The organism is Nocardioides sp. (assembly GCF_044226305.1).
In the GTDB taxonomy this organism is placed as follows: domain Bacteria; phylum Actinomycetota; class Actinomycetes; order Propionibacteriales; family Nocardioidaceae; genus Nocardioides.
The window spans coordinates 74,853-99,310 of sequence record NZ_JBGAHF010000001.1 but is presented as its reverse complement, the minus strand read 5'-3'; the positions used below and the strand labels follow the sequence as shown (position 1 = coordinate 99,310).

Here is a 24,458-nt window from a genome sequence, read left to right as displayed (position 1 = left end):
CCCGCAGCAGTCCGAGCCGAGGAGGCTGCCATGTCACACATCCTGTACCGCTGGGGTCGCTGGGCGGCCGGTCACGCGTGGACGACCGTGGGGATCTGGGTGGTCCTCGCCGTCACCGTGGCGGGCCTGGCGAGCACGGCCGGGCACGCCCTCGACAACACCATGGAGGCGCCCGGCACCGACTCCGCGGCGGCCGCCGAGCTGCTCTCGCGCGCCGACACGGGGACGGGCGGGCTCACGGCGTACGTCGTGGCGACCCCGCGCAGCGAGGGCGAGACCTTCCTCGGCTCCCCCCAGGCGCGGCGTGACCTCGCCGCGGTGGAGCAGCAGCTGCGCGGCCTGGAGGACCAGCTCGGCGCGACCGATCCGGCCGGCGCGCTGGAGCGGGACCCGCAGGCCGCGGTGGCCGCGCAGATGGTGTCGCCCGACGGCCGGGTCGCCATCGTCCGGCTGCAGTACCCGGTGATCGAGAAGACCGACAAGTCCGCGCTCGCCGCGCTCACCGAGGCCCTTGCCCGGGCGCAGGCGGGCTCCGACCTGCGCCTCGAGGCTGGCGGCGACCTCTACTACACCTTCGCCGAGGCGCCGATGAGCCTCTACGAGGCCGCCGGCATCCTCGCCGCCCTCGTGATCCTGCTCCTCGCGTTCGGCTCGCTGGTCGCGGCCGGCCTGCCGGTCGTCATCGGGCTCTTCGGCCTGCTCGTGGGCACGAGCGCGCTCTCCCTGGTGGCCTACTGGGTCGACATCCCCGTCTGGGCGCCGGTCATGGCCTCGATGGTCGGGCTGGGCGCCGGCATCGACTACGCGCTGTTCCTGGTGACCCGCCACCGGGAGTTCCTCGCCCGCGGGCTCTCGGTCCCCGAGTCCGTCGGCCGCTCGCTCGCGACCTCGGGCCAGGCCATCCTCTTCGCCGGCGGCACCGTCGTCGTCGCCATCCTCGGCCTGACCTTCGCCGGGCTCCCGTTCGTGGCCGCCGGTGGCGTGGGCATGTCCCTGGTCGTGCTCGTGATGGTCCTCGCCGCCCTGACCCTGCTGCCCGCGCTGCTAGGCCTGGCCGGTCAGCGGATCACGCGGAGGCGGGCCCGTCGTACGTCGGGCGCCACGCAGCGCTGGACCCGGTGGGGCGCCCACGTCACCCGGCACCCCGTCGTCTACCTCGTCACCGGCACCGCGCTGCTGCTCGCGCTGGCCGCGCCCGTGATGGCGCTGCGCCTGGGCATGCCCGACGAGGGCAACTACCCCCAGGAGCGCACCGAGCGGCGCGCGTACGACCTGATCGCCGACGGGTTCGGGCCCGGTGCCATCAGCCCCCTCGTCATCGCCGTCGACCCCGCCGGTGACCGCAGCGCACCCCAGCGGGTCGCCGCCGCGGTGGCCGAGGACCCGGGCATCGCCACGGCCTCGGTGGTCAGCAGCGAGCCCGACCTGGGCATCGTCACCGCGCAGGCCACCTCCACCCCGCAGGACGAGCAGACGCAGGAGACCCTGCAGCGGCTGCGCTCCGACGTCCTGCCCGCCGCCCTGGACGGCAGCCCGGCCACGGCGCACGTGGGCGGCTACACCGCCACGATGACCGACATGAGCAGCCGGGTGCAGGACCGGCTCCCGGTCTTCCTGGTCGCCGTCGTGCTGCTGTCGTTCCTGCTCCTGGTCGTCGTGTTCCGCTCGATCGCGGTGCCGGCCAAGGCCGCAGTGCTGAACCTTCTCAGCGTCGGCGCGGCGTACGGCGTCCTGGTGATGGTCTTCCAGTGGGGCTGGGCCAAGGACCTGATCGGTCTGCACGCGACCGTGCCGATCATCTCCTTCATCCCGCTGTTCATGTTCGCCATCCTGTTCGGCCTGTCCATGGACTACGAGGTCTTCCTGCTGTCGCGGATCCGCGAGGAGTACCTGCGCACCGGTGACAACGACCACGCCATCGTCCACGGCGTCGGCGTCACGGCCCGCACCATCTCCGCGGGCGCCGCCATCATGGTCGCCGTCTTCGCCGGGTTCGTCGCCGGCAACGACCCGGTCGTCAAGATGCTCGGGCTGGGGCTGGCCACCGCCATCGTCGTCGACGCGACCGTCGTGCGGCTGGTGCTCGTCCCGGCCACCATGAAGCTGCTCGGCCGCCTCAACTGGTGGCTCCCCGCCTGGCTCGATCGGCTGCTGCCGCAGATGGACGGCCACCGGGAATACGGCGTGGACCACCCGACCTGGCAGCCGCAGCCGGGCCTCGAGCCGGTGCTCGAGCCGGCCCAGGACGGCTGACGCCGGCTGGTGTCCCGCAGGGCGGCTCGGCTCAGCCGGCCGTCCTGCGCGCGGGCACCGTGTCGGACTGGATGTGCTCGCCCCACCGGACGCCCTGCTCGTAGGCCAGCGGGTAGATGGTCCGGGCCCGGTCGGCGTCGAAGAGGGCCAGGGGCCGGACGCCGACGATCCGCGCCATCTCCCGGTTCGGGCGGACCATGTGGATGTCCGCCTCCGGGTGGCGCTGCTGCCAGCGGTCGAGCTCCCGGTCCAGCAGGGCGCCGGCGATCCGACCCATCGGACCCATCACCCGGCCCGCGAGCGGTGCCACCACGATGACCCGGTCGGCGTCCTCGGCGGCGTCGACCGACGTCGCCGACCACATCCCGCCGTCGACGTAGAGGCGCCCATCGATGCGGTGCGGCGGCAGCAGCCCGGGAACGGCGGAGGAGGCGGCCACCAGGTCCGCCAACGGGTAGGCGCCGCCGTCGAGGATGTGCCGGCGCCGGCCGCGGACGGTCACGGCCGAGACCGACACCAGGGGGTGGCTCGACTCGCCGAAGACCATGCGGGCGATGTCGGCGAGCACGCCGCTGCGGACCGCGGGCACCGAGGGCACCGGCAGCTCCGCGAGGTCGTCGTACGACATCCCGAGCGCCAGCGCCGAGGCAGTCCAGGACCCGGCCGAGGTGCCGAGCGCGGGCGCTCCAGCCACCGGGATGCCCGAGCTGGCCAGGCCGGCCGCGACCCCGGTGGTGTAGGCGATCCCGACGACGCCGCCGCCGCCGTAGACCATCGCCAGGGGGTGCCGGTTCTCGAGCAGGGCGGGGTGGCCGTCGACGTCGACGTTGCCGGCCCGCGAGTGACCTCGCGACTGAGCCTGTGCCATCACACCCTCCTCGGGTTGCCGTCACCGCCAGCGTGCAGTGACACGGGACGCCGGGTTCAGGGCCGTAGTCCCCGGCGGGAGGTCGCCATTGGTCCCGGGCCGTCTGGTCCGACGAGGCCCTCCGAGGGCGGTCCGCCGGTCCCGGTCACCCGAAGGGGGTGGCGCTTCGGCGGCCGGCCGGTGCTTGGATCGTGAACGTCGCTCCCGCCCGACGAGAGGCACCTGCATGTCGGAACCCCAGGCCGCCGGGCCCGCGTCACCGGCCGCGATCGACCACGTGGCGGTCCTCCGCTCCCGGGCCTACCTCTCGGCGCTCGTGCTGGCCGCGCTGCTGGGCGTCCCGATCTCGATCGCGGCGTACGGGTTCCTCGCCCTCACCTCCGAGCTGCAGGAGGCGATCTTCGAGGACCTGCCCGGGAGCATCTTCACGGGGACGACGCCGGCCTGGTGGCCGGTGCCCTGGCTGGTGCTGTGCGGGGTCCTGGTCGCGTCCGTCATCCGCTACCTGCCCGGGACCGGGGGGCACTCCCCGGCACTCGGGTTCGCGCTCGGCGGCGGACCGCCGGTCGACCGGGACCTGCCGGGGATCGTGCTCGCCGCCCTGGCCACCCTCAGCCTGGGCGCGGTGCTCGGTCCGGAGGGTCCGCTGATCGCGATCGGCGGTGGTCTGGCGGCGTTGACCGTGCGCCTGGTCCGGAAGGACGCACCGCCGATGGCGTTGACGATCATGGCCTCGGCCGGCGCCTTCGCCGCGGTGAGCACGCTGCTGGGCTCGCCGCTGCTCGGCGCGTTCCTCATCATGGAGGCGGCCGGGATCGGGGGCATCACGCTCAGCCTGGTCGCGCTGCCGGGCCTGCTGTCCTCCGGGATCGGGGCCCTGGTCTTCATCGGCCTCAACAGCTGGACCGGCCTCGGCACCTTCTCCCTGGCGCTCACGTCGGTGCCGCCCGCCACCAACCCGACCGTCACGACGATGCTGTGGGCGCTGGTGCTCGGTGCGGCGGCGGCGCCGATCGGCTGGGGGATCCGCTGGCTGGCGCTCGGGCTGCGGCCGGTGGTGCACCGGAGCCGGATCCCGGTCACTGCCGGGCTGGGGCTGCTCGTCGGGCTGGTCGCGATGACCTACCAGCTGATCTCCGACCGCAGCTTCACCCAGGTCCTGTTCTCCGGCGAGGCGGCGCTCCCGGAGCTGGTCGCGCACGCCGCCGACTACTCCGTGGCGACCCTGCTCCTGCTCGCGGTCTGCAAGGGCCTGGCCTACTCGCTCTCGCTGAGCGCCTTCCGCGGCGGCCCGGTCTTCCCAGCCATCCTGATCGGCGGCGCGCTCGGCATCGCGGCGTCCGGACTCCCGGGCCTCGATCTCGCCTCCGCGATCGCGGTCGGGATCGGTGCCATGTGCACGACCATGCTGCGGCTGCCGCTGACGTCGACCCTGCTGGCCGTCGTCCTCCTCGGGGCCGACGGCGTCGCCGTCACCCCGCCGGTGATCGCGGCCGTGGTCGTGGCGTTCGTGGTGAGCAACGTCCTCCCGGGCCCCCGCGACCCGGAGACGGCCTCGGGCGCTCCGGCCCCGGCGTGACCATCGGGCCGGCCCGCCGGTCAGGTTGATGGCAGATCGGAACCCGCAGGGTGGTCCGCATGACGACTGCGACACCGAGCCGTGCCCGGGTGATGCTCAACAAGGTCCCCGAGGTGACCATCTACTTCTGGGTCATCAAGATCCTCTGCACGACCGTGGGGGAGAGCTTCGCCGACTACGTCAACGAGACCCTGGGCTTCGGCCTGCGGAACACCACGCTGCTCTTCGGTGCCGGGCTGGCCATCGCCCTGGCGGGGCAGTTCTGGCTGCGACGCTACGTGCCGAGCGCCTACTGGCTCAGCGTCGTCCTGATCAGCGTGGTCGGCACCCTGCTCACCGACAACCTCACCGACGCCCGGGGCGTGCCGCTGTGGATCAGCACCACGGTCTTCGCGGTGCTGCTCGCGGTCGTCTTCTCGCTCTGGTACGCCCGGGAGCGCACGCTCTCGATCCACACGATCGTCACCACGCAGCGTGAGGCCTGGTACTGGCTGACGGTCCTGGTGACGTTCGCGCTCGGCACCGCCGCCGGCGACTGGACGCTGGAGCTGACCGGTTGGCCCCCGGGGAGGTCGGTGCTGCTGCCGGCCGCCCTCCTCCTGGCCGTGGTCGTCGCCTGGAGGCTCGGGATGGGTCCGGTGCTGTCCTTCTGGCTGGCCTACATCCTGACCCGGCCGCTCGGGGCGAACATCGGGGACTACCTGGCCTCCTCGCGCGACGAGGGCGGCCTCGGTCTGGGCACCCTCGGCACCAGCGTGCTGTTCCTGGGCACGATCCTGGCCGTGGTCGTCTACCTCACCGTCACCGACGCCGACCGAACCGAGCGGGTCCGGGTCGCGGACGCCGAGCACGACCGCGACGCGATCGGATCGGAGGAGTCCCGGTGAGCACCACGTCCGGCACCGGCGTCCACCGCGTCCTCGTGGTGACCGACGCCGCCGAGCCCAGCGCCACCCTGACCGACGCGATCCGCCGCCGCGCCGAGACCCACGACGCCCAATTCCGGCTGGTCGTGCTGAACCCGGCGGAGGCAGAGGTGCACCTCCTGCACCCGGACCGCCGCGACAAGGCACTGCGGGCAGAGGAGGTCCTGCGGGCGGCCCTGCCGGCCCTCGAGGACGCTGCCGGCGCGCCGGTGATCGGGTCGGTCTCGGTCCGCCACGACCCCATGGACGCGATCGAGGAGACGCTGTTCAGCGAGCCGGTCGACGAGATCATGGTCGACGTGCCCACGCACCGCCTGTCGTCGCTCCTCCACCAGGATCTCGAGCACCGGCTCGCCCACTTCGACGTCCCCGTGGTCGCCGTCCGTCACGAGCACGCCTGACCCCGCGGGCCGGGTGCGTCCACGCAGCGCCGCGTGCTCCGCGGTCGTCTCAACAGAATCTTCACCCTTCGGTGACAGGGCCTCACGAGGCGCCTGCGCATGCTGTTCCCGTCGCCGCTGAGGGCGGCCGGGAACAGGGGAGAGAGCGATGATGGGCTGGTACGACGGCCACTCCGGCTTCGGGCCGGGGATGTGGCTGTTCATGGTGGTGTTCTGGATCGCGCTGATCGCGCTGATCATCTTCCTCGTCCTCAAGCTGCTGCCGGGCGGCAGCGGCACCCCGGCCGCGCCGCCGGCCGCAGGCCGGCAGGAGTCGCCGGAGGAGATCCTCGACCGGATGTTCGCCCTGGGGGAGATCGACGAGCAGACCTACCGCTCGCGGCGATCGGCGCTGGCCGAGATGAGGCGGCCGTCATGACCAGGACTCGTGCGCCGTACGTGGTCGCCCTGGTGGCGGCGGTCCTCGCCCTCGTCGCCTCGGTCGGGATCGCGGCGGCGGTCGGGGTGTCCGACCACCACCCGGAGCCGACCGGCTGGGCCGTGCACCCGCGGGGGGACGACGACGCCATGATGGGTGGGCGGTCGATGATGGGGGACCGCTGGGACGACGACAGCGGCTCGACCGACGCGACGACACCTGACCAGGCGCGCGCCGACGCGCAGGCCTGGGTCGACGACCACCTGGCCGGCGCCCAGCTGGAGGACGGGGTGCCGATGCCGATGGGTTACCGGTTCCTGGTGGTCCGGGACGGCACACTGGTGGGCGTGGTCATGGTCGACGAGGACACCGGCTCCGTCTGGGGTCACCTGAGCGACGCGGCCGAGCACCGGTGACCGGCCCCGGGCCGGACGAGCCCCGGGGCGCCGCGACCGCCGGCGCCGTGCTGGCCCTCGTCGTCGACGACGAGCCGGCGATCCGCCGGGTGGTCGCGGCGTACCTGACGCAGGAGGGGTTCGCCGTCCTCGAGGCCGCCGACGGGACGGGGGCCCTCGACCTGGCGCGCACGCGTCGGCCCGACGTGGTCGTGCTCGACCTGATGCTGCCCGACCTGGACGGGATCGAGGTCTGCCGTCGGCTGCGGACCTTCACCGACGCGTACGTCGTGATGCTGACCGCTCGCGCCGAGGAGGTCGACACCCTGATCGGCCTGTCGGTGGGCGCCGACGACTACCTCACCAAGCCGTTCAGCCCTCGGGTCCTGGTCGCCCGGATCCGCACGCTGCTGCGGCGACCCCGGGTCGCGGGCGACCCGGCCGACGCCCCCGTGCGGGTCTTCGGCGACCTGCGGATCGACGTCGAGGGTCGCGAGGTGACCCTGGGAGGGGAGCGGGTGGACCTCACCCGCACCGAGTTCGACATCCTCGACACGCTCTCCGCCCGGCCCCGGCACGTGCACACCCGGCGCCAGCTCGTCGAGTCGGTCTGGGGACCCGGGTACGTCGGGGACGAGCGGCTCGCCGACGTCCACGTGTCGCACCTGCGCGCCAAGCTCGCCGAGGACGCCCGGTCGCCGCGCTACGTGGTGACCGTCCGCGGGGTCGGCTTCAAGATGGGGGAGGGCTGACCGTGCTCGGCCGGGCCTGGCGCCGGGCCGGCCTCGGCGCGCGGCTCTTCGTCGCGATCGGCCTGGTGATCCTCGCGGGTGCCGCCACGGCGCTGCTGGTGGCGGTGCTCGTGGCGCCGCCGGTGTTCCGGCACCACCTGGAGTCGGTCGGCGTGACCGCGGACTCGCCGGTGGCATCGCACATCGACCGCGGCTTCACGATTGCGCTGCTCACGGCCGTCGCCGCGGCGGTCGTCGCCGCGTCGGCGGTCGCGGCCCTCGTGGCCGTGGTCGTCGCCCGGCGGATCAGCCGGCCGGTCGGGACGGCGGCGGCCGCGGCAGGGCGGCTCGCCGACGGCGACTACAGCACGCGGGTGCAGCCGCGGGCGATGGGCCCGGAGCTCGACGAGCTGGCCCGGTCGGTCAACGCGCTCGCCGTCCGGCTGGAGTCCGCCGAGCGGCGCCGGCTCGACCTGATGACCGACCTCGCCCACGAGCTCCGCACGCCGCTCGCCACGCTCGAGGCCACCGTGGAGGCGCTCGTGGACGGCGTGCTGCCCCTCGACCGCACGACCCTGCAGACCCTCATCGACCAGACCGGCCGCCTCACCCGGCTGACCCACGACCTGCCCGCGGTCTCGCGCAGCGACGAGCACGCGTTCCGCCTCGACCGCCGCGACGCCGACCTCGGCGCCCTGGTCGCCACCGTGGTGGCGACGCACCGTGCCCGGTACGACGCCGCCGGTGTCACGCTCACCTCGGACGCGCCCGACCCGCTGGCCACCTGGGTCGACCCCGACCGGGTCCTCGAGGTCCTGGACCAGCTGCTCGACAACGCGTTGCGGCACACCGACGCCGGCGGTGCGGTCACCGTCTCGCTGCGACGCGACGGCGACCGCGCACTCGTCCGGGTCGCCGACTCCGGGGAGGGGTTCGACCCGGACGCCGCCGAGGCGGTCTTCGAGCGCTTCCAGCGGGGACCGGGGTCGGAGGGGACCGGGGTCGGGCTGACCATCGCGCGCTCCCTCGCCGAGGCCCACGGCGGCACGCTGACCGCCGCCAGCCCCGGCCCCGGGCGGGGCGCGGTCCTCACCCTCGTGCTGCCCGTCTCCCACCCGTCCGGCTCCCGCTGACCCTGGCGTCCGCCTCGGGACCCGGGCGTCCTAGAGTGCGAGGGCAGGGTGGGGACGGGGAGGTGAGGGCATGGACATGACGCCCGGCCTCCCGCCGCTCACCTGGGACGCCTTCTTCCACACCTGGCAGCTGAACCTCGGGTGGCTGCTGTTCTGCGTGGCCGCCGGCACCGGCTACCTCGTCGCCCTCGGGCGCGCCCGTCGGCGGGGCGGGATGCCCGTGCACCCGGTCCGGGTGGTGTCGTTCCTGCTGGGGCTGCTCCTGCTCGCCTGGTGCCTGAGCTCGGCGATCGACGGCTACGCGATGGCGCTGTTCTGGGTGCACATGGTCGAGCACCTGAGCCTGATCACCGTCGTGCCGGCGCTGCTCGTGCTCGGCTCGCCACTGACCGTGCTGCGCGCGGCCGGCGGCGAGCGCTGGCAGCCCGGGTTCGACCGGGTCGTGCAGCACGGCCCGGTCGCCCTGCTCACGCACCCGCTGGTCGGCCTGCTCGTGTACTCGTCGGTGATCTTCTACACCCACCTGACGCCGTTCATGGACCGGATGATGGTGCACCCCTGGCTGATGCCGGCCGAGCAGGTCGCGTACGTCGTCTCCGGCTGGATGCTGCTGGTCGGCACCATCGGGGACGAGCCGATCCGCTGGCACACGCCGTACCTGTTCCGGATCGTCATCCTGGTCGCGGCGATGATCCCGGACACGCTCGTCGGGCTCGCCCTGATGCAGGCGACCACCGTGCCGTTCCCCGAGTACATGATGATGCGGCCGTCGTGGGCCGCCGCACCGATGGACGACCTCGACACCGCGGGCTCGCTGATGTGGGTGGGCGGTGACGGGCTGATGATGGTGCTGGCCGTCGGCGTGGTCGTCGCGCTGCTCAGCGGGCACGGCCGCGACCAGTTCCTGGGCACCTGGCTGGAGTCCGTGCGCACCCAGAACTTCGACGAGCAGGTCGGTCGCAGCGGGGGCGATGCCGGGGCGCGGTCGACCGGCCGGACGATCGACGACGACGACGCGGCCCTGGACGCCTACAACGCGATGCTCCGCCGCCTGGACCGGTCGGACCCGGGTCCGGACCAGGGCCCGGACCAGGAACGCTGAGCGCCGGCACGCTCCGGGCGCTACCGTGAGCGCGATGTCCGTCACCGCCTCGCCCGTCGACCTCGAGAACGTCCACGGCGCGCACAACTACCACCCGCTCCCGGTCATGGTGTCCCACGGAGAGGGCGCCTGGGTGTGGGACGACGAGGGCACCCGGTACCTCGACTTCCTGGCGGCCTACTCCGCGCTCAACTTCGGGCACCGCCATCCCGAGCTGGTGCGGGCGGCGCACGAGCAGCTGGACCGGCTGACGCTCACCAGCCGCGCGTTCCACCACGACCTGCTCGGCCCGTTCTGCGCCGAGCTCGCCGCCCTCACCGGCAAGGGCATGGTGCTCCCGATGAACTCCGGCGCCGAGGCCGTCGAGACCGCGCTCAAGGTGGCCCGCCGGTGGGGCTACGAGGTCAAGGGCGTGCTCGACGAGCAGGCCACGGTGGTCGTCATGGGGGGCAACTTCCACGGCCGGACGATCAGCATCATCAGCTTCTCCGGCGACCCCGTCGCCCGGACGCACTACGGGCCGTACACCCCCGGCTTCCGCGCCGTGGAGTACGGCGACGCGGTTGCCCTGGAGGCCGCGATCGACGAGACCACGGTCGCCGTCCTGGTCGAGCCCGTGCAGGGCGAGGCGGGCGTGGTCCTGCCGCCCGACGGCTACCTGGCCGACGTGCGCCGGATCTGCACCCAGCGCCGGGTCCTCATGGTCGCCGACGAGGTGCAGTCCGGCCTCGGGCGGACGGGCGCGACGTTCGCCTGCGACCTCGAGGGCGTCGTCCCGGACGTCTACGTCCTCGGGAAGGCCCTGGGCGGTGGCATCCTGCCGCTGTCGGCGGTCGCCGCCGACGACGACGTGCTCGGGGTCCTCGACCCCGGGAGCCACGGGAGCACCTTCGGCGGCAACCCGCTCGCTGTGGCGGTGGGCCGCGCCGTGATCCGCCTGCTGGAGACCGGCGACCCGCAGCGGCGGGCGCGCGAGCTCGAGGCGCCGCTGCGCGAGGGGCTGGCGCCGCTGGTCGGGCACGGCGCGGTGGGGCTGCGCGTGCGCGGCCTCTGGGCCGGCCTCGACCTCGACCCGGCGCTCGGCACCGGGCGGGACCTGTGCGAGGAGCTGCTCGGGCGCGGCGTGCTCGTCAAGGACACCCACGGGTCGACCATCCGGATCTCGCCGCCGCTCACGATCGACCGCGCGGACCTGGAGTGGGGGCTCGCCCAGGTCCGCGACGCCGTCGCGAGCCTCGCGGCCGCTGCGGGGTCCTGACGCCGGGGCTCAGCCCCAGCCGGCCACCTCGCGAGCCGCCCGCAGCCCGGACAGGTAGGCGCCGTGCGCGGTCGCGGGGAAGCGTCGGTGCGTGGCCTCGCCGGCGAACGCCAGCCGCCGGCCGACGGGTGCCGCCAGCGCGTCGTGGTCGGCGGGTGACGAGCCGGGCGGCAGGTGGGAGTGGGACCCGTAGGACCAGCGGTCCCGACCCCAGCGGGTGACGATCACCCCTGTCGGGTCCGGAACCGACCGGCCGAAGACGGTGCGCAGCACCGACATCGCGTCGGCGACCACCTCGCGGTCGCTGAGCCGCTCGAGGTGCGTGGCGAAGTCGGTCGCCGAGAACCCGAGCAGCACCGGTTCCCCGACGACGCGCCGCACGTCGTACCACTCCGGCCACCGGCCGGTCCGGGCGCCGATGTGGCCGAACAGCTGGTACCGCTCGCCCCAGAAGGCGCGAGGGAAGCGTAGGTAGCACTTGTCGAGCAGGCCCATGCCCATCCGGTCGACGGCTCGCTGCTTGCGGGCCGGGAGCGCGGGGGTGAAGCGGACGTCGCCCTTCTGGAGGACACCGAGCGGGAGCGTCACGACCGCGGCGTCCGCGTCGTACGTCGAACGGGTGGTCCGGACCCGCACGCCCTGCGCGGACTGGCGGATCTCCCGCACGACCTCGCGCAGGCGGATGTCGAGCCCGGCCGCGAGCAGGTCGACGATCTGCACGTAGCCGCCGCGGAGCAGCAGGTCCGGCCGGGGAACGCGGAGTCGGCGTCGAACCACCACAGCGACAGATCGGCGGGGCTGCCGGCCCACTCGTGCTCGATCTCGGTGTTGACCGCGAAGCGCAGGTCGTGCGCGCGGGCCGCGCCCCAGCCCTGCTGCGCCAGGAACCGGTCGACGAACCGGGACAGCGGCTCGTCGGAGGGGCGACGGCGCTGGGCGTGGGCGATCGCCCGGTAGAGGCGGGCGAGGTCGTCGTACACCCGCGTCTCGCGGCGGCGGGTGATCGGCCGACCGTCGGCGCCGACGATGAGCTCGTCGTCGTAGTCGGTGGCCACGGTCGCGAAGCCGTGCTGCCGGGCGATCGGGGTGAACGGGTTGCCGCGCGAGCCGTGGATCCAGCTCGCCCCGAGGTCGAGCGGGACGCCGAGCGCGGTGGAGGTGTGGGTGCGCCCGCCGGTGCGGCCGCGGGCCTCGAGCACGGTCACCTGGTGGCCGGCCTGATGCAGCCAGGAGGCCGCGGCCAGCCCGGCCATGCCGGCCCCCACCACGACGACCCGGCGGGCGCGCGCGGCGGATGCCGTGCCGGCGCCGGCCGCGACCACGGCGGCGGCCGGGCCGGCCCGCAGCAGGGCGCGTCGGGACGTCACGGGACTCACGCCGTCCAGCATCGCGGGGTCGGCGGCGACCGGCCAGAGGGCCCGGCGGTCCCGGGACCTTTGGCCGCCCGACACCGGACCTCCCGCCCTCGGACCTGGACGAGAACACGTTCTAGCCTCGGCGCAGGCCCACCCGCCCGCCTGCTCCGAGGAGGGTGCGTCCGCCGCCGTCCCGGCCCGCGGACAGACCTCCGGCTGACCGAGCGCGGCACGGTCTCGAGCAAGGAGCGCCTGATGAGCACCACGCAGCAGCCACCGGCACCGAGGCGGAGCTCGCGCCTGATCGACCCCGGGACGCCGCCGACCCGGTTCGCCCGCGGTTGGCACTGCCTCGGCATGGCTGACACGTTCCGCGACGGAAAGCCGCACACGGTCGAGGCGTTCGGGACCAAGCTCGTGGCCTGGGCCGACCGGGAGGGCCGGCTCCAGGTCATCGACGGCTACTGCCGCCACCTCGGCGGCGACCTCGGCCAGGGAAGCATCAAGGGCGACGAGGTCGCCTGCCCGTTCCACGACTGGCGGTGGGGCGGGGACGGCCGCTGCCAGCAGATCCCCTACGCCAAGCGGATCCCGCTGCGTGCACAGACCCGCACCTGGCACGCGATGGAGCGCAACCACCAGCTCTTCGTGTGGCACGACACCGAGCTCAACCCGCCGATCGAGGAGCAGATGATCCCCGAGCTCCCCGAGATGGACGACGGGGAATGGAGCGCGATGACGTGGGAGGTCATCGACATCCCCGGCTCCCACTGTCGCGAGATCATCGACAACGTCGTCGACATGGCGCACTTCTTCTACATCCACGGCGGGGACCTACTTCCGCAACGTCTTCGAGGGCCACGTCGCCGCGCAGTACATGAACTCGCAGAGCCGGCCGGACATGACGCGGACGGCCGCCCCGTCCGAGCAGAGCGTGCTGCGCTCCGAGGCGGCGTACTACGGGCCGTCGTACATGATCAACCCGCTGACCACGAGCTATCGCGGCCTCGACATCGAGGTCATCCTGGTCAACTGCCACTACCCGGTGACCCGGAACGACTTCCGGCTGCAGTTCGGGCTGATGGTCAAGAAGATCGAGGGGCTCGACGACGCGACCTCCTTCGCCGTCGCGCAGAAGTTCACGACGATGTTCGCCGAGGGGTTCATGCAGGACGTCTGGATCTGGCGCAACAAGACGCCGATCCAGAACCCGCTGCTGTGCGAGGAGGACGGGCCCGTCTACCAGCTGCGGCGCTGGTACGAGCAGTTCTACGTCGACGTCGCGGACATCACCCCGGAGATGACCGACCGCTTCGAGTACGAGGTCGACACGTCGTACTCCCGGGTGAACTGGGAGCGCGAGGTCGCGGAGAACCTGGCGCGCCGGGCCACCGAGGAGCAGGAGGGTTCCGCCACCCCGGCCTGACCGGGCCCCGCCCCGTCCGTGGTCGCTCGCCGTGGGCAGGATGGGTCGCGTGGAGGCACGGACGACGACCATCGGGGGCGCGGACGCAGCTCTCGACCAGAGACTGAGCGACGAGCTCGACGAGCACAACGCCGCGGCCACGCCGGACGTCGCCCCGGCCCAGGAGCTGACCGTCCGGATCGAGGAGGGCGGCGACCTCGTCGCCGGCGCCTCCGGCTGGACCTGGGGATCGGCGGCCGGAATCGCGATGACATGGGTGCGCGAGGACCGGCGCGGCACCGGGGTCGGCTCGGCGCTCCTCACCGCCTTCGAGGACGAGGCCCGTCAGCGGGGCTGCACCCACGTCTTCGTCACGTCGTTCACCTTCCAGGCACCCGCCTTCTACGAGCGTCTGGGCTACCAGGAGATCTTCCGGTGGGCGTCGGTCCCGACGCCCGGGCGGGACGACGTGCACCTGCGCAAGGAGCTGTGACGCTGCGCCGCGGCGCAGCACCGGATGGCGACCGGCGGGCACGCGATGAGCGTCGACGCGTTCATCAGGTGTGGCCGCGCCGGGTGAGTCGTCTCCACCACGGAGGTGCGACCCCGTCCGGCGGCCGGAGGCTGCGCTCCCATTCCGACCGCGTCAGGAGCCTGCCTGCCGCGCGCTGCTCCGCGACGCACGCCGTGTGCGCGTGCCGACGTCGGTCGCGATCACCCTCCGGCGACAACAACGTGTTGGGGTTCATCGCGAACAGCCGCTGCCGGCACAAGGGACAGGTGTAGGTCTTCGGCTGCGTGCCCTGCGCCGGGCGGATGTCCCACCAGCTCACCTCGTCAGCCATGGCAGGAGCCTAGGCTCGCTCGGCGCCACGGCGGTCGATCAGCGTGGGACCCCGGGCGTCATGCGACGTGGCGGCCAGGACGACCGGGGTGCATGACGTCCCGCGGGGCGTCATGCACGTCGGTCGCTCGAACAGCCGGAACGCATGACGTCCTGGCTCGAGGCTGTCCGGCGCGGAAACCCGGTGGGCGCCGCGGCCTCCGTCGACGACCATGGGCCCGGTGAGCCCGCACCCCGAGTCGACCGACGTGGTCCCGGACCCTCAGGTCGTCACCCGCCTGCTCCGCCAGCAGGCCCCGCACCTCGCCGGCCTCCCCGTCCGGGTGAGCCCGGCATCCGGCAGCAGCAACTGGGTCTTCCGGCTCGGCGACGCCCTGGCCGTGCGGCTGCCCCGGACCGACGGGTATGTGACCGACCTGCTCAAGGAGATCCGTTGGCTGCCCCACGTCGCACCGCACGTCGCGACTCCCGTCCCCGAGGTGATCGCCACCGGTGAGGCAGGCGAGGCGTTCCCTCGCCCCTGGGCGGTCGTGTCCTGGCTGCCCGGCGAACCGCCGCCCCCGGTTCTCGACGAGGCGCAGCAGGCACGGTTCGCGACGTCCCTGGGCGCCTTCGTGCAGAGCCTCCATGCCGTCGACACCGCCGGGGCCCCTGGTGGTGCCGAGCACTGGGGGTACCGGTGCGGCGAGCCGGTCACCGACCAGATCGACGCGTGGGCGGACGAGGCGGCGACCGACCTGGCCGACCTCTTCGACCCGGCCCGCGTCCGCGAGGCCTGGCGGCGCGTGCGCAGCGTCCCCCCGGCCACGCACCCACCCTGCTGGGTGCACACCGACCTGTCCGCGGAGAACGTCCTCGCCCACCCGGACGGACGGCTGGCCGGGGTCATCGACTTCGGTGGTCTGGGAGTCGGCGACCGGTCCGTCGACCTGCTCTACGCCTGGAGCCTCCTCGACGCCCGGGCCCGCGACCTGCTGCGCGACGCCTCCGGGGCCGACGAGGGGACCTGGGCCCGGGCCCGGGCGTGGGCGTTCGTCGGGCCGGGACTGCTGACCGTCGCGGACTACCGCCACTCGATGCCCGCCAGGACCCGGCGCCTCACCGCCATGGTCGAGGCCGTCGCAGCCGAGGTCGGCGTCCGGCTGCGCTGACCCGCACCGAGTCCGTCGGCTGCCCCGCGCCTGGTAGAGCTCCGTTCCCTGGTCGGCCGACCGTGCGCGATCCTGGCAGCTCGACGACGGGGAGGTGGCGGACGTGGGACGACGGCTCCGGCGTGTGCTGACGGTCGTCGTCCTGGCCGTCGTGCTCTGCCTCGTCGTGGCGACGTCGTACGTCGCCCTCGTGGCCTGGCGCAGCCACCGGGTCGTGACGCTCCCGGCGCCGGGCGGCCGGTTCGCCGTCGGTCGGGTCGAGGACACCGGGACGGACGAGGTGCGCGACCGGGAGCTCGCGGTGTGGACGTGGTACCCCGCGGTCGCCGGCACCGGGACGCCCGCGACCTATGCGCCCGGCGCGTGGTCCGGCCTCGGCATCGGCCTGCCGGTCGGGGAGACCGCGATGGACCGGGTCCGCGACCCGGCGCTCGAGGCGGCGACACCCGCGCCGGGGCGCTTCCCGGTGGTCGTGCTCTCACCCGGCCTGGGCTTCGCAGCGCCGCAGTACGCCGCCCTCGCGGAGGACCTCGCCAGCCGGGGGTACGTCGTCGTCGGTGTCACGCCGACGGGCAGCGCCAACCTCACGGTGATCGGCGGCGACGCGGTCGGGCCGACCGACGACGGCAACCCGTCGGACTTCGCCGGTGGGCACACCGAGCACGACGAGGCGGTCGCCGCCCGCCTGCTGCCGACCTGGGTCGCGGACGCCCGATTCGCGTCCGCGACGGCCGGCCGGCTCGACCGGTCCCGCATCCTGGGCGGCCACGTGGACCCCGCGGACGTGTCCTACGTCGGCCACTCCTTCGGCGGGACGGCCTCGCTCGAGGCGTGCCACGAGGACCCGCGGTGCGCCGCGGCGGTCGATCTCGACGGGACGATCTACGGCGAGGTCGGCAGCACCGGTCTCGCCGTGCCGTCCCTGCTGGTCGGCCACGACGGCTCCTGCGTCACCGGCGAGTGCACGCCCGACGGCGCTGCCGACCGTGCCGACGTGGAGGCGGCCCGTCGGTACCGTTCGGCGAGTGCCGGGCAGGTACGGTCCGCCACGGTCGACGGCATCGGCCACCTGGCGTTCAGCGACGACGGCGTCCTCTACTGGGCCTGGCCCCTGCGCGCGTACCTCGGTCTCGGCGACCGGGCGGGGCCGGAGCCGCTGCGGGAGACGGCCGACCTGGTGACCGAGGTCCTGCCGGTGCGAGGCGCGTCAGCTGCCGCCTGAGTCGCTGTCGCCCTCGATGACGACGACGCGGTACTGCTCGTCCAGGCGCACGTCGACGGTGGTCCCGTCGGGCTTCGTCACCTCGACCTCGTACGTCGCGCCGTCCTCGCCGTCGGTCTCCACGCTGTTGGCGGTCCCACCGCCGGTGGCCTCGAGCGCGGCCCTGGTCGCGGCGTCGGCCTGCTCCTGGGTGTACCGGTGGCTGGCCGGCCCGTCGTCGCCGTTCGTCGCGACGGCGACCCCGCCGGCGGCGACGGCGAGTGCGACTCCTGCTCCTGCCGCGATCGCTGCTGCTCGTGCGCGCATCGTCTTCCTCTCCTCTGCCGGTCTGCGGTCCGATCCGTACCCGGTCCAGCCTGCGACGCGCGCGCTGAAGCCAGCCTGAAGCCGGGAGGGCCGGCAGCGGAGTCAGCGGAGGTTCAGCGCGCGTTCAGCGTCGGGCTGCGATCGTGGTGGGGTGCGGATCCTGGTGGTCGAGGACGACAAGCAGCTCGCGGCCGCGCTGCGCCGGGGGCTCGACGCGGAGGGCTACGCGGTCGACGTCGCGCTGACCGGCACGGACGGCGAGTGGTTCGCCACCGAGAACACGTACGACGCGATGGTGGTCGACGTGATGCTGCCCGGTCTCGACGGCGACGTGCTGTGCGCCCGTCGCCGCGAGAGCGGGGACTGGACCCCCATCCTCATGCTCACCGCCCGCAGCGGGCCGGAGCAGGAGGCACGCGCGCTGGACGCCGGCGCCGACGACTTCCTGGCCAAGCCGTTCTCGTTCATGGTGCTGACCGCCCGGCTGCGCGCGCTGCTGCGTCGCGGAGGGCGCGAGCGTCCGGCGGTCCTCGAGGTCGGGGACCTGCGCCTCGACCCGGCGACCCACCGGGTGTGGCGGGGCGACATGGCCGTCGACCTGACGCCCCGCCAGTTCTCGCTCCTCGAGCTCCTGATGCGGCACCCCGACGAGGTGCTCTCGAAGGCCACGATCCTCAAGCACGTCTGGGACTTCGCCTTCGACGGCCACCCGAACATCGTCGAGGTCTACGTGCGCCAGCTCCGGCAGCGCGTCGACGAGCCGTTCGGGCGCGCGTCGCTCCAGACGGTCCGGTTGGTCGGGTACCGGGTCGTCGACGACCGGCCGGACAGCGACCGGCCGGACAGCGACCGGCCGGACAGCGACCGGCCGGACAGCGACCGGCCGGACAGCGACCGGCCGGACAGCGAGCGGGTGGGCGGCGACCGAGCGGGCGAGGACCCGTGAGGACCCGGCTCAGCCTGCGCGTCCGGGCGACGCTGCTCGGCACCCTCGTCTTCGGGCTGCTGCTGACGCTCGGTTCGGTCCTCCTCGTCACGACGCTCGAGGACCAGCTGACCCACGCCTCCGACCGGCTGTCCCGGTCGCGGGTCGACGACCTGCTGGCGCTCGCGCAGGCCGGCGAGCTGCCGGGCGTGCTGCGGAACGTCGACGACAACGGCGTCGCCCAGGTCGTCACCGCCGACGGGGACGTCGTGGCCGCCTCGCCGAACATCGTCGGCGAGCCGCCCGTCGCCGACCTCGACGCCGGGCCACGCGCAGCGACCGGCACCTTCGAGGCGCCCGACGACGGCGAGACCGAGACCTACCGCTTCTGGTTCGCGTCCGGCCCGAGCCCGGACGGACCCGTGACGGTCTACGTCGGCGACAGCCTGGAGTCGGTGTCGGAGGCGTCGGCCGCGCTGCGGCACGCACTGTGGATCGGCGTGCCCGCGGTCGTCGTGCTGCTCGGCGTCGTCATCTGGCTGCTCCTGGGACGCACGCTCGGGCGCCTCGACCGGATCCGTGCCGAGGTCGACGACATCACGGAGGACAACCTGCACGCCCGGGTCGCCGGCGACGGCGTCGAGGACGAGGTGGGCCGTCTCGCCGCGACGATGAACGCGATGCTGGACCGGCTCGACGCTGCGGCGCAGCGCCAGCGGGAGCTCGTCGCCGACGTCTCCCACGACCTGCAGAGCCCACTGGCCGGCCAGCGGATCGCCCTCGAGCTCGCGCTGGCGCGGCCGGAGGCCGTCGACGTCGAACGGCTCCGGCGCGAGGTGCTCGGCGCGAACGACGAGATGGAGCGCCTCGTCGGCGACCTCCTGGTCCTCGCGGCGCTGGATGCGCGGACCACCTCCGAGCCCGCGCTCCTCGACCTCGACACCCTGGTGATCGAGGAGGCGGCGCGCGCCCGCACCGGCGCGGCCGTCGTCGTCGACACCGCCGGCGTGTCCGCCGCACCTGCGTGCGCCAACCCCGACGACGTACGGCGGATCGTGCGCAACCTGCTGGACAACGCGGTCGCCCACGCGCGGACCCGGGTGTCCCTCACGGTGGAGCTCGCCGAGGCACGAGGTGGGGACCGGTCCTGGGCGCAGCTGCTGGTCGCCGACGACGGACCCGGGGTGCCGATCGAGCACCGGGACCGGATCTTCGACCGGTTCTACCGTGCGGAGTCGGCCCGCTCCCGCGACGGCGGCAGCGGACTGGGGCTGGCGATCGCCCGGGGCCTGGCCGAGCGCAACCGCGGGCGGCTCGACCTGGTCGCCGCGGACGACGGCGCCACCCTGCGCCTGCGGCTGCCGGTGGCTGCGGCCGTGGGGCCCGGGGAGATCGGGTCCTTGGTCCCTACGTGACGCGACGTCTCCGCCCCTAGCCTCGCGAGACCGGGCGTGTCCGGTCCGACAGAGAGCGAGCGTCCCGTGCAGCTGCGTGACAACCCGATGGTGGCGATGGCCGACGAGGCCGAGCGGCCGACCCGGTGGTGGCTCGCCTGGCTGGTGGCCCTCCTGTTCGTCCTGGTCGGGCTCGTGCTCGGTGACTGGATCGGCGCGCTCGTCCTCGGGCACCCGGCCAAGGACCAGCCGAGGGCGCAGTTCCTCGAGCTCTTCATGTTCGGCACGATCGCGCTGCTCCTCTACCTGTGGATCCGGGTCAAGGAGCGTCGTGGGTTCTCGACCTTCGGGTTCCGCGGCTCGAAGCCGGTCGGCCGGCTCCTGCTCGGGCTGCTCCTCGGTGCAGCCCTGATGACGGTGGGCGTGCTCGTCCCGGTCGCCCTCGGGGACCTGGCGACCGGGCGCTCGGAGCACCACCTGAGCGGGACGGGCGCCCTCCTCATGCTCGTCCCGCTGCTCGTGGTGTTCGTGCTGCAGAGCTCGACCGAGGAGATGGTCTTCCGCGGCTACATGCTGCCGATGGGGCTGCGCCAGCTCCCGGGCTGGGTGGCGGTGCTCGGCACGTCGGTGATCTTCGCGGCCATCCACCCGGGTGCCAAGGTGGTCGGCACGCTCAACATCCTGCTGTACGCCGTCTTCGCCTGCCTCGTCGTCCTGCAGCAGGGCTCGCTGTGGCTGATCTGCGGCTTCCACGCCGGCTGGAACTTCTTCCAGGGCAACGTCTACGGCGTGCCGGTCAGCGGGAACCCGGAGCCGACCTCGCTCTTCACGTTCGGTCCGACCTCCGGGTCGCGCGACCTGCTCTCCGGTGGCGACTTCGGCATCGAGGCCAGCCTCGTCGGCACCGTCCTGCTCGTGCTCGCCGTCGCCGTCGCATGGGTCGCGCTGCGGCGCACCCGCGGGGGTGCGGCGGCGCCGGCCGAGGCTGCACCAGCGGACGCCGGCGCGGGGACCTAGTCGGCTGCACCGCACCCGACGGAGGCGAGCAGCGCTCCCAACGGCGGCGGTACCCGCCCGGGCTCGAGTGCCTCGACCAGGAGGCCGGCGTACCGCGCCTTCCGGCCCGACCGCGAGCCGAGGAAGCGTCGCAGGAGCGCCACGCGCGTCCACCCGCGCTGGGCGGGCATGCCGGCGAGCAGGCGCAGCGAGCGGGTCTCGCCGGCAGCCTCGATGACCCGCTCGACCCCGTCGGTGCCGTGGGCGCGGATCAGCTCGTCCTCCAGGTCGGCGTGGCACGCGAAGAACCCCAGGCCCGGCAGCGCGTCGGGGTCCAGCGCCTGGGGGAGCCCGGCGGCCGCGAGCCCACGGCAGACGCGGGCGACGTCCGGGGCGTCGTACAGCCCGGCGAGCCGCAGACCCAGCCCGCGGGGCCCGAGGTGCGAGGCGAACGCGCGGATGTTGGTGATCCCGCCCATCGGCACCACCTCGACGTCTGCGGCGACGAGGTCGAGCCCCTGGCGCCGGGCCAGCGCCTGGAGTGCCGTCCGGTCGCTGTCGCCCTCGACGAGCACGACCGTCCGCCGCGTCCCGTCCGGTGGTGGTCTCACCCCTCCATTGGTCGCTCGTCGCCGACGGTCGTCAACCGACTTCCCCGGGTCCGAGCGCTACAGCCAGCCGTTGCGCCGGGCGAGCAGCGCCGCCTCGGTCTTGTTGCGGGTGCCGGTCTTGCCGATCGCGTCGGAGAGGTAGTTGCGGACCGTGCTCGCCGAGAGGTGCAGCCGGGAGGCGATGTCGGCCACGGTGGACCCGTCCTCGGCCGCGGCCAGCACGTCGCGCTCGCGCAGGGTGAGCGGGCTGACGACGGCGCGCAGGGCCTGCCCGGCCAGCTGCGGGTCGACGACGGTCCCGCCGGCCACGACCTGCCGGATGGCGTCGGCGAGGCCCTCGATCGGGCCGTCCTTGACGAGGAACCCGACGGCGCCGGCGGCCATCGCGCGCTGGAGGTAGCCCGGTCGCCCGAAGGTCGTCACCATCACGACCCGGCACCCGGGCAGCTGCTGGGCGAGGTCGGCCGCCGCGTCGAGGCCGGAGCGCCCGGGCAGCTCGATGTCGAGCAGCGCGACGTCGGGCGAGCTGGCGAGCGCCGCCGGGACGATCTCGGTGCCGCTGCCGACCTGGGCGACGACCTCGAGGTCGTCCTCGAGGTCGAGGAGCACGGCCAGCGCACCGCGCATCATCACCTGGTCCTCGGCCAGCAGCACCCGGATCGTCACGCCGGGACCTCCGGCAGCACGGCCGTCAGACGGAACCCCTCGGACGACGGCTCCACCTGCAGCTCGCCGCCCGCGGCGGTGACGCGGTCGCGCAGCCCGTCGAGCCCGCCGAACCGGGTCGACGGCGCCCGCGGTGCGCCGACCCCGTCGTCGGCCACCACGAGCGCCAGCCGCCCCTCGCGCTCGTCGAGCTCGATGCGGCACGCCGAGGCGCCGGAGTGCCGGAGGACGTTGGTCGCCGCCTCGCGCACCACCCAGGCCAGCACCTCGCCGGCCGGTCCGTCCGCGGCCCGCTCCACGGCGCCGTCCGCGGTCACCGTGGTCGCGATCCCGGCCGCGGCCAGGGAGCGGCGCGCGTTGTCCAGCTCGTCGTCGAGGGTCGGCGCGCGCATCGCGTCGACGGCCCGGCGTACGTCGTCCAGGGCCTGCCGCCCGATCTGCTCGATGTCGGCGGCGTGGCCGGCCACCGCCTCCGGGTCCTGCCCGGCCAGCCGGCGCACCGCCTGCGCCTTGACGACGATCACCGACAGCGTGTGGCCGAGCAGGTCGTGCAGGTCGCGCGAGAACCGCTCCCGCTCCTCCGCGACCGCGACCCGGGCGAGCTCGGCCCGGGTCCGGCGCAGCTCCGCGACGGTGTCGATGAGGGCGATGAACGCCGCGCTCGCGCAGCCGGCCAGCAGGACCACGAACCCCTCGGACCAGACCCGGCTCCAGCGGAACGGGTCGACGACCGCCGCAGCACCCATCGACATCAGGGTGACGACCGGGACGGCGGCGACGAGGGACCGCCCGCGCAACACCGCCGGCAGCGTGTTGGCGAGCAGGATCCAGGTCGGCAGCCACTGGCTGCTCCCGTGCATCGACCCGGCGACGGTCGCGGCCACCAGCGTCGACAGGGCGACGTACGGCGCCGCGGCCCGCCACGGCGGTCCGCCGGTGACGGCCGCGACGACCGTCGTGCAGGCGATCACCAGGATGATGACGACCTGGAACACGACCTCGCCGGGGCTCCCGTGCAGGTCCAGGACCGGCCCGAGCAGCAGCAGCGGCATCCAGACCAGGGCCGACGCGTTGCGCCGCCACGCGCACCCGAGACGATCCCGCACGGCGTTCACGCTAGCGCTCGCCGGCGCAGCCCGATCACGACGACCCCGGCGACGACCGCGTGCATCGTCGCGAGCACCAGCCCGGCCGTGGCGGAGACCGCCGACAACGGCCCGAGCATCGACAACGCCAGCACGCCGAGCGCGACCACCGTCCACCACCGGCGCCGTTGGCGGCGCCGGCTCATGACGCGCAGCAGTGCCCCGGCGGTCAGGGTGACGACGACCGCCGTGACGACGACCGACACCACCCCGACCGACCGCGTGCCGGCGCCCTCCTGCACCTCGATCGCGACCCCCGCGGCCCGGCCTGCGACCCACACCAGGGCGGCCGATCCGGCAGCGACCGCCGCCACGGGCAGGTCGTCCCGCCAGGTCCTCCGCGGGCCGTCCACCAGCTCCACCCGGTCCGTCAGGTCCGTCATGCCTCTCCTCCGCTTCCCGTCTCGCCCGAGACGACGTGGACGACGCTAGGAGTGGTGAGCGCCGCCGGGCAGGGCCGGATGTGGACGGTGGACCACGACAAATGTCGGTGCCCCGTCCGCCGCGAGCCGAGGACGTCCACGCGGGCCTCCGGACGGATCCGCTGCCCGGGGGACGGCGGTCCTGAGCTGGTCGACCGGCGTCCTGACCCGCTGGCTCCGCCGCTCCCGCGGTGGGCGCACCAGGCGCGAAGGTGACGCAGGAGGGGTGACCTTCGGCACTGGCCCGGTGGCACGGCGTTGACGAGCGTGAGGGAGGAGCCGCCCGCACGGGTGCCGCTGAGAGTGAGAGAAGAGTGATCGCGTGACCGCAGAGACGACGCTGGAAGCCATGGGACCGGTCGACTACCTGGTCCTGGAGTTCCCCGCCGGAGCGCAGAACTTCCACGGTGAGGTGGCGGCCGAGCTGGCCCGCCTGTCCGAGGCGGGGACCATCCGGGTCCTCGACCTCCTGATCCTGATCAAGGACGCCGACGGGTCGGTCGACGCCATGGAGATCGACGACCTCGAGCAGCTGGACGAGATCCGCGCGCTCGAGACGGAGATCGCCGAGATCCTGGCCGCCGAGGACGTCGAGCTGCTGGCCGAGGCCATGCTGCCCGGCAGCGTCGCCGGCGTCGTGGTGTTCGAGAACACCTGGGCCGGCCCGTTCGGTGCGGCCGCGCGGCGTGCGGGGGCACAGCTGATCGCCAGTGGCCGGATCCCGATCCAGGCCATCGCCGCATCCGTCGAGGCCGAGCTGGCCGCAGAAGAAGAAGGGAACTGACATGCCTCTCCGTCCCGCACGTGCCGCCCGCCGCGGCGTCGTCGGCGCCCCGGTCGCCCGCACCGCCGCCACGGTCGGCACCGCAGCCGTGGTCGTCCACGGCGTGAACCGTCGCAGCGACCGGCGTGAGGACCGCCGCGACGACCGTCGCGACCGCCGCTGACCGAC

General features: G+C 74.0%; 27 protein-coding genes and 2 pseudogenes. 20 read left to right on the top strand and 9 right to left on the bottom strand.

Translation table 11 applies throughout. The features are described 5' to 3' along the window. Nucleotides 1-30: 30 nt before the first annotated feature. Nucleotides 31-2,253 (top strand): MMPL family transporter, encoded by a 2,223-nt coding sequence (locus ACILQ5_RS00535; protein ID WP_395656007.1) that lies wholly within the window; start codon nt 31-33, stop codon nt 2,251-2,253. Nucleotides 2,254-2,284: 31 nt separating this feature from the next. On the opposite strand, the gene ACILQ5_RS00530 is transcribed toward ACILQ5_RS00535, so the two are convergent. Beyond that, complete coding sequence (locus ACILQ5_RS00530) at nt 2,285-3,121, bottom strand: patatin-like phospholipase family protein (protein WP_395656006.1); 837 nt, start codon at nt 3,119-3,121, stop codon at nt 2,285-2,287. 226 nt (nt 3,122-3,347) lie between these two features. Between ACILQ5_RS00530 and ACILQ5_RS00525 the strand changes: the two genes are divergently transcribed. The 9 genes from ACILQ5_RS00525 (at nt 3,348) to rocD (ending at nt 11,064) form a co-directional block, all read left to right on the top strand. Then, entirely contained in the window at nt 3,348-4,700 is a 1,353-nt protein-coding gene (locus ACILQ5_RS00525) for a chloride channel protein (protein WP_395656005.1), read from the top strand. A gap of 59 nt (nt 4,701-4,759) precedes the next feature. Next, nucleotides 4,760-5,587 carry a hypothetical protein gene (locus tag ACILQ5_RS00520; RefSeq protein WP_395656004.1) on the top strand — a complete coding sequence of 276 codons (828 nt, stop codon included), beginning with the start codon at nt 4,760-4,762 and terminating at the stop codon, nt 5,585-5,587. Next, entirely contained in the window at nt 5,584-6,027 is a 444-nt protein-coding gene (locus ACILQ5_RS00515) for a hypothetical protein (protein ID WP_395656003.1), read from the top strand. The genes ACILQ5_RS00520 and ACILQ5_RS00515 overlap by 4 nt, the downstream gene beginning before the upstream one ends. Before the next feature lie 151 nt (nt 6,028-6,178). Continuing rightward, complete coding sequence (locus ACILQ5_RS00510; RefSeq protein ID WP_395656002.1) at nt 6,179-6,445, top strand: SHOCT domain-containing protein; 267 nt, start codon at nt 6,179-6,181, stop codon at nt 6,443-6,445. After that, entirely contained in the window at nt 6,442-6,861 is a 420-nt protein-coding gene (locus ACILQ5_RS00505) for a hypothetical protein (RefSeq protein WP_395656001.1), read from the top strand. Before ACILQ5_RS00510 ends, ACILQ5_RS00505 begins: the two co-directional genes overlap by 4 nt. Beyond that, nucleotides 6,858-7,592, top strand: a complete 735-nt coding sequence (locus tag ACILQ5_RS00500; RefSeq protein WP_395656000.1) for a response regulator — start codon at nt 6,858-6,860, stop codon at nt 7,590-7,592. Before ACILQ5_RS00505 ends, ACILQ5_RS00500 begins: the two co-directional genes overlap by 4 nt. A 2-nt stretch (nt 7,593-7,594) precedes the next feature. Next, nucleotides 7,595-8,704 carry a sensor histidine kinase gene (locus ACILQ5_RS00495; protein WP_395655999.1) on the top strand — a complete coding sequence of 370 codons (1,110 nt, stop codon included), beginning with the start codon at nt 7,595-7,597 and terminating at the stop codon, nt 8,702-8,704. Between the two features lie 70 nt (nt 8,705-8,774). Next, the gene (locus ACILQ5_RS00490; RefSeq protein ID WP_395655998.1) at nt 8,775-9,806 is read left to right on the top strand and encodes a cytochrome c oxidase assembly protein; all 1,032 of its coding nucleotides are present in this window, start codon (nt 8,775-8,777) and stop codon (nt 9,804-9,806) included. A 34-nt stretch (nt 9,807-9,840) separates the two neighbouring features. Beyond that, nucleotides 9,841-11,064, top strand: coding sequence for an ornithine--oxo-acid transaminase (rocD, locus tag ACILQ5_RS00485; protein WP_395655997.1), 1,224 nt, complete (start codon nt 9,841-9,843; stop codon nt 11,062-11,064). Between the two features lie 9 nt (nt 11,065-11,073). Here rocD and ACILQ5_RS00480 read toward each other — a convergent pair whose 3' ends face one another. Both ACILQ5_RS00480 and ACILQ5_RS00475 read right to left on the bottom strand, forming a co-directional pair. Continuing rightward, nucleotides 11,074-11,784 (bottom strand): flavin monoamine oxidase family protein, encoded by a 711-nt coding sequence (locus ACILQ5_RS00480; protein ID WP_395655996.1) that lies wholly within the window; start codon nt 11,782-11,784, stop codon nt 11,074-11,076. A 251-nt stretch (nt 11,785-12,035) separates the two neighbouring features. Continuing rightward, a pseudogene (locus tag ACILQ5_RS00475) lies at nt 12,036-12,452 on the bottom strand (FAD-dependent oxidoreductase); the annotation flags it as partial. Nucleotides 12,453-12,674: 222 nt separating this feature from the next. Here ACILQ5_RS00475 and ACILQ5_RS00470 point away from each other — a divergent pair. From ACILQ5_RS00470 to ACILQ5_RS00460, 3 genes and pseudogenes are all read left to right on the top strand, one after another. Beyond that, nucleotides 12,675-13,190 (top strand): annotated as a pseudogene (locus ACILQ5_RS00470) (Rieske 2Fe-2S domain-containing protein); the annotation flags it as partial. 106 nt (nt 13,191-13,296) lie between these two features. Beyond that, on the top strand, nt 13,297-13,845 hold the full coding sequence (locus ACILQ5_RS00465; RefSeq protein ID WP_395655995.1) for a hypothetical protein: 549 nt from the start codon (nt 13,297-13,299) through the stop codon (nt 13,843-13,845). A 49-nt stretch (nt 13,846-13,894) separates the two neighbouring features. Continuing rightward, a complete protein-coding gene (locus tag ACILQ5_RS00460) occupies nt 13,895-14,317 on the top strand; it encodes a GNAT family N-acetyltransferase (protein ID WP_395655994.1) in 423 nt (140 codons plus the stop codon). 64 nt (nt 14,318-14,381) lie between these two features. On the opposite strand, the gene ACILQ5_RS00455 is transcribed toward ACILQ5_RS00460, so the two are convergent. Next, entirely contained in the window at nt 14,382-14,669 is a 288-nt protein-coding gene (locus ACILQ5_RS00455; protein WP_395655993.1) for a hypothetical protein, read from the bottom strand. 220 nt (nt 14,670-14,889) lie between these two features. On the opposite strand from ACILQ5_RS00455, the gene ACILQ5_RS00450 reads away from it, so the two are divergent. Next, on the top strand, nt 14,890-15,819 hold the full coding sequence (locus tag ACILQ5_RS00450; RefSeq protein ID WP_395655992.1) for an aminoglycoside phosphotransferase family protein: 930 nt from the start codon (nt 14,890-14,892) through the stop codon (nt 15,817-15,819). A gap of 103 nt (nt 15,820-15,922) precedes the next feature. Further along, on the top strand, nt 15,923-17,041 hold the full coding sequence (locus ACILQ5_RS00445; protein ID WP_395655991.1) for an alpha/beta hydrolase family protein: 1,119 nt from the start codon (nt 15,923-15,925) through the stop codon (nt 17,039-17,041). Here the strand turns inward: ACILQ5_RS00445 and ACILQ5_RS00440 are convergent. Next, on the bottom strand, nt 17,027-17,347 hold the full coding sequence (locus ACILQ5_RS00440) for a PepSY domain-containing protein (RefSeq protein WP_395655990.1): 321 nt from the start codon (nt 17,345-17,347) through the stop codon (nt 17,027-17,029). The two genes, ACILQ5_RS00445 and ACILQ5_RS00440, sit on opposite strands and share 15 nt — an antisense overlap. A 151-nt stretch (nt 17,348-17,498) precedes the next feature. Here ACILQ5_RS00440 and ACILQ5_RS00435 point away from each other — a divergent pair, with 151 nt between their 5' ends. Genes ACILQ5_RS00435 through ACILQ5_RS00425 form a run of 3 tightly spaced genes read left to right on the top strand, consistent with a single transcriptional unit; the run spans nt 17,499 to nt 20,683 of the window. After that, on the top strand, nt 17,499-18,293 hold the full coding sequence (locus ACILQ5_RS00435) for a response regulator transcription factor (protein ID WP_395655989.1): 795 nt from the start codon (nt 17,499-17,501) through the stop codon (nt 18,291-18,293). Continuing rightward, entirely contained in the window at nt 18,290-19,687 is a 1,398-nt protein-coding gene (locus tag ACILQ5_RS00430) for a sensor histidine kinase (RefSeq protein WP_395655988.1), read from the top strand. The genes ACILQ5_RS00435 and ACILQ5_RS00430 overlap by 4 nt, the downstream gene beginning before the upstream one ends. Nucleotides 19,688-19,723: 36 nt before the next feature. Continuing rightward, complete coding sequence (locus ACILQ5_RS00425; RefSeq protein ID WP_395655987.1) at nt 19,724-20,683, top strand: lysostaphin resistance A-like protein; 960 nt, start codon at nt 19,724-19,726, stop codon at nt 20,681-20,683. Here the strand turns inward: ACILQ5_RS00425 and ACILQ5_RS00420 are convergent. From ACILQ5_RS00420 to ACILQ5_RS00405, 4 genes are read right to left on the bottom strand one after another with little or no spacing between them, the layout of a single operon-like run. Beyond that, a complete protein-coding gene (locus ACILQ5_RS00420; RefSeq protein ID WP_395655986.1) occupies nt 20,680-21,273 on the bottom strand; it encodes a TOPRIM nucleotidyl transferase/hydrolase domain-containing protein in 594 nt (197 codons plus the stop codon). The two genes, ACILQ5_RS00425 and ACILQ5_RS00420, sit on opposite strands and share 4 nt — an antisense overlap. Before the next feature lie 57 nt (nt 21,274-21,330). Then, nucleotides 21,331-21,939, bottom strand: a complete 609-nt coding sequence (locus ACILQ5_RS00415) for a response regulator (RefSeq protein ID WP_395655985.1) — start codon at nt 21,937-21,939, stop codon at nt 21,331-21,333. Beyond that, nucleotides 21,936-23,045 (bottom strand): sensor histidine kinase, encoded by a 1,110-nt coding sequence (locus ACILQ5_RS00410; RefSeq protein ID WP_395655984.1) that lies wholly within the window; start codon nt 23,043-23,045, stop codon nt 21,936-21,938. The genes ACILQ5_RS00415 and ACILQ5_RS00410 overlap by 4 nt, the downstream gene beginning before the upstream one ends. A 5-nt stretch (nt 23,046-23,050) precedes the next feature. After that, nucleotides 23,051-23,467, bottom strand: a complete 417-nt coding sequence (locus ACILQ5_RS00405; RefSeq protein WP_395655983.1) for a DUF6069 family protein — start codon at nt 23,465-23,467, stop codon at nt 23,051-23,053. Nucleotides 23,468-23,828: 361 nt separating this feature from the next. Here ACILQ5_RS00405 and ACILQ5_RS00400 point away from each other — a divergent pair, with 361 nt between their 5' ends. Continuing rightward, the gene (locus ACILQ5_RS00400) at nt 23,829-24,290 is read left to right on the top strand and encodes a DUF6325 family protein (RefSeq protein ID WP_395655982.1); all 462 of its coding nucleotides are present in this window, start codon (nt 23,829-23,831) and stop codon (nt 24,288-24,290) included. Between the two features lies 1 nt (nt 24,291). Next, nucleotides 24,292-24,453: a hypothetical protein gene (locus ACILQ5_RS00395; RefSeq protein ID WP_395655981.1), complete on the top strand. Its 162-nt coding sequence runs from the start codon at nt 24,292-24,294 to the stop codon at nt 24,451-24,453. Nucleotides 24,454-24,458: the final 5 nt, after the last annotated feature.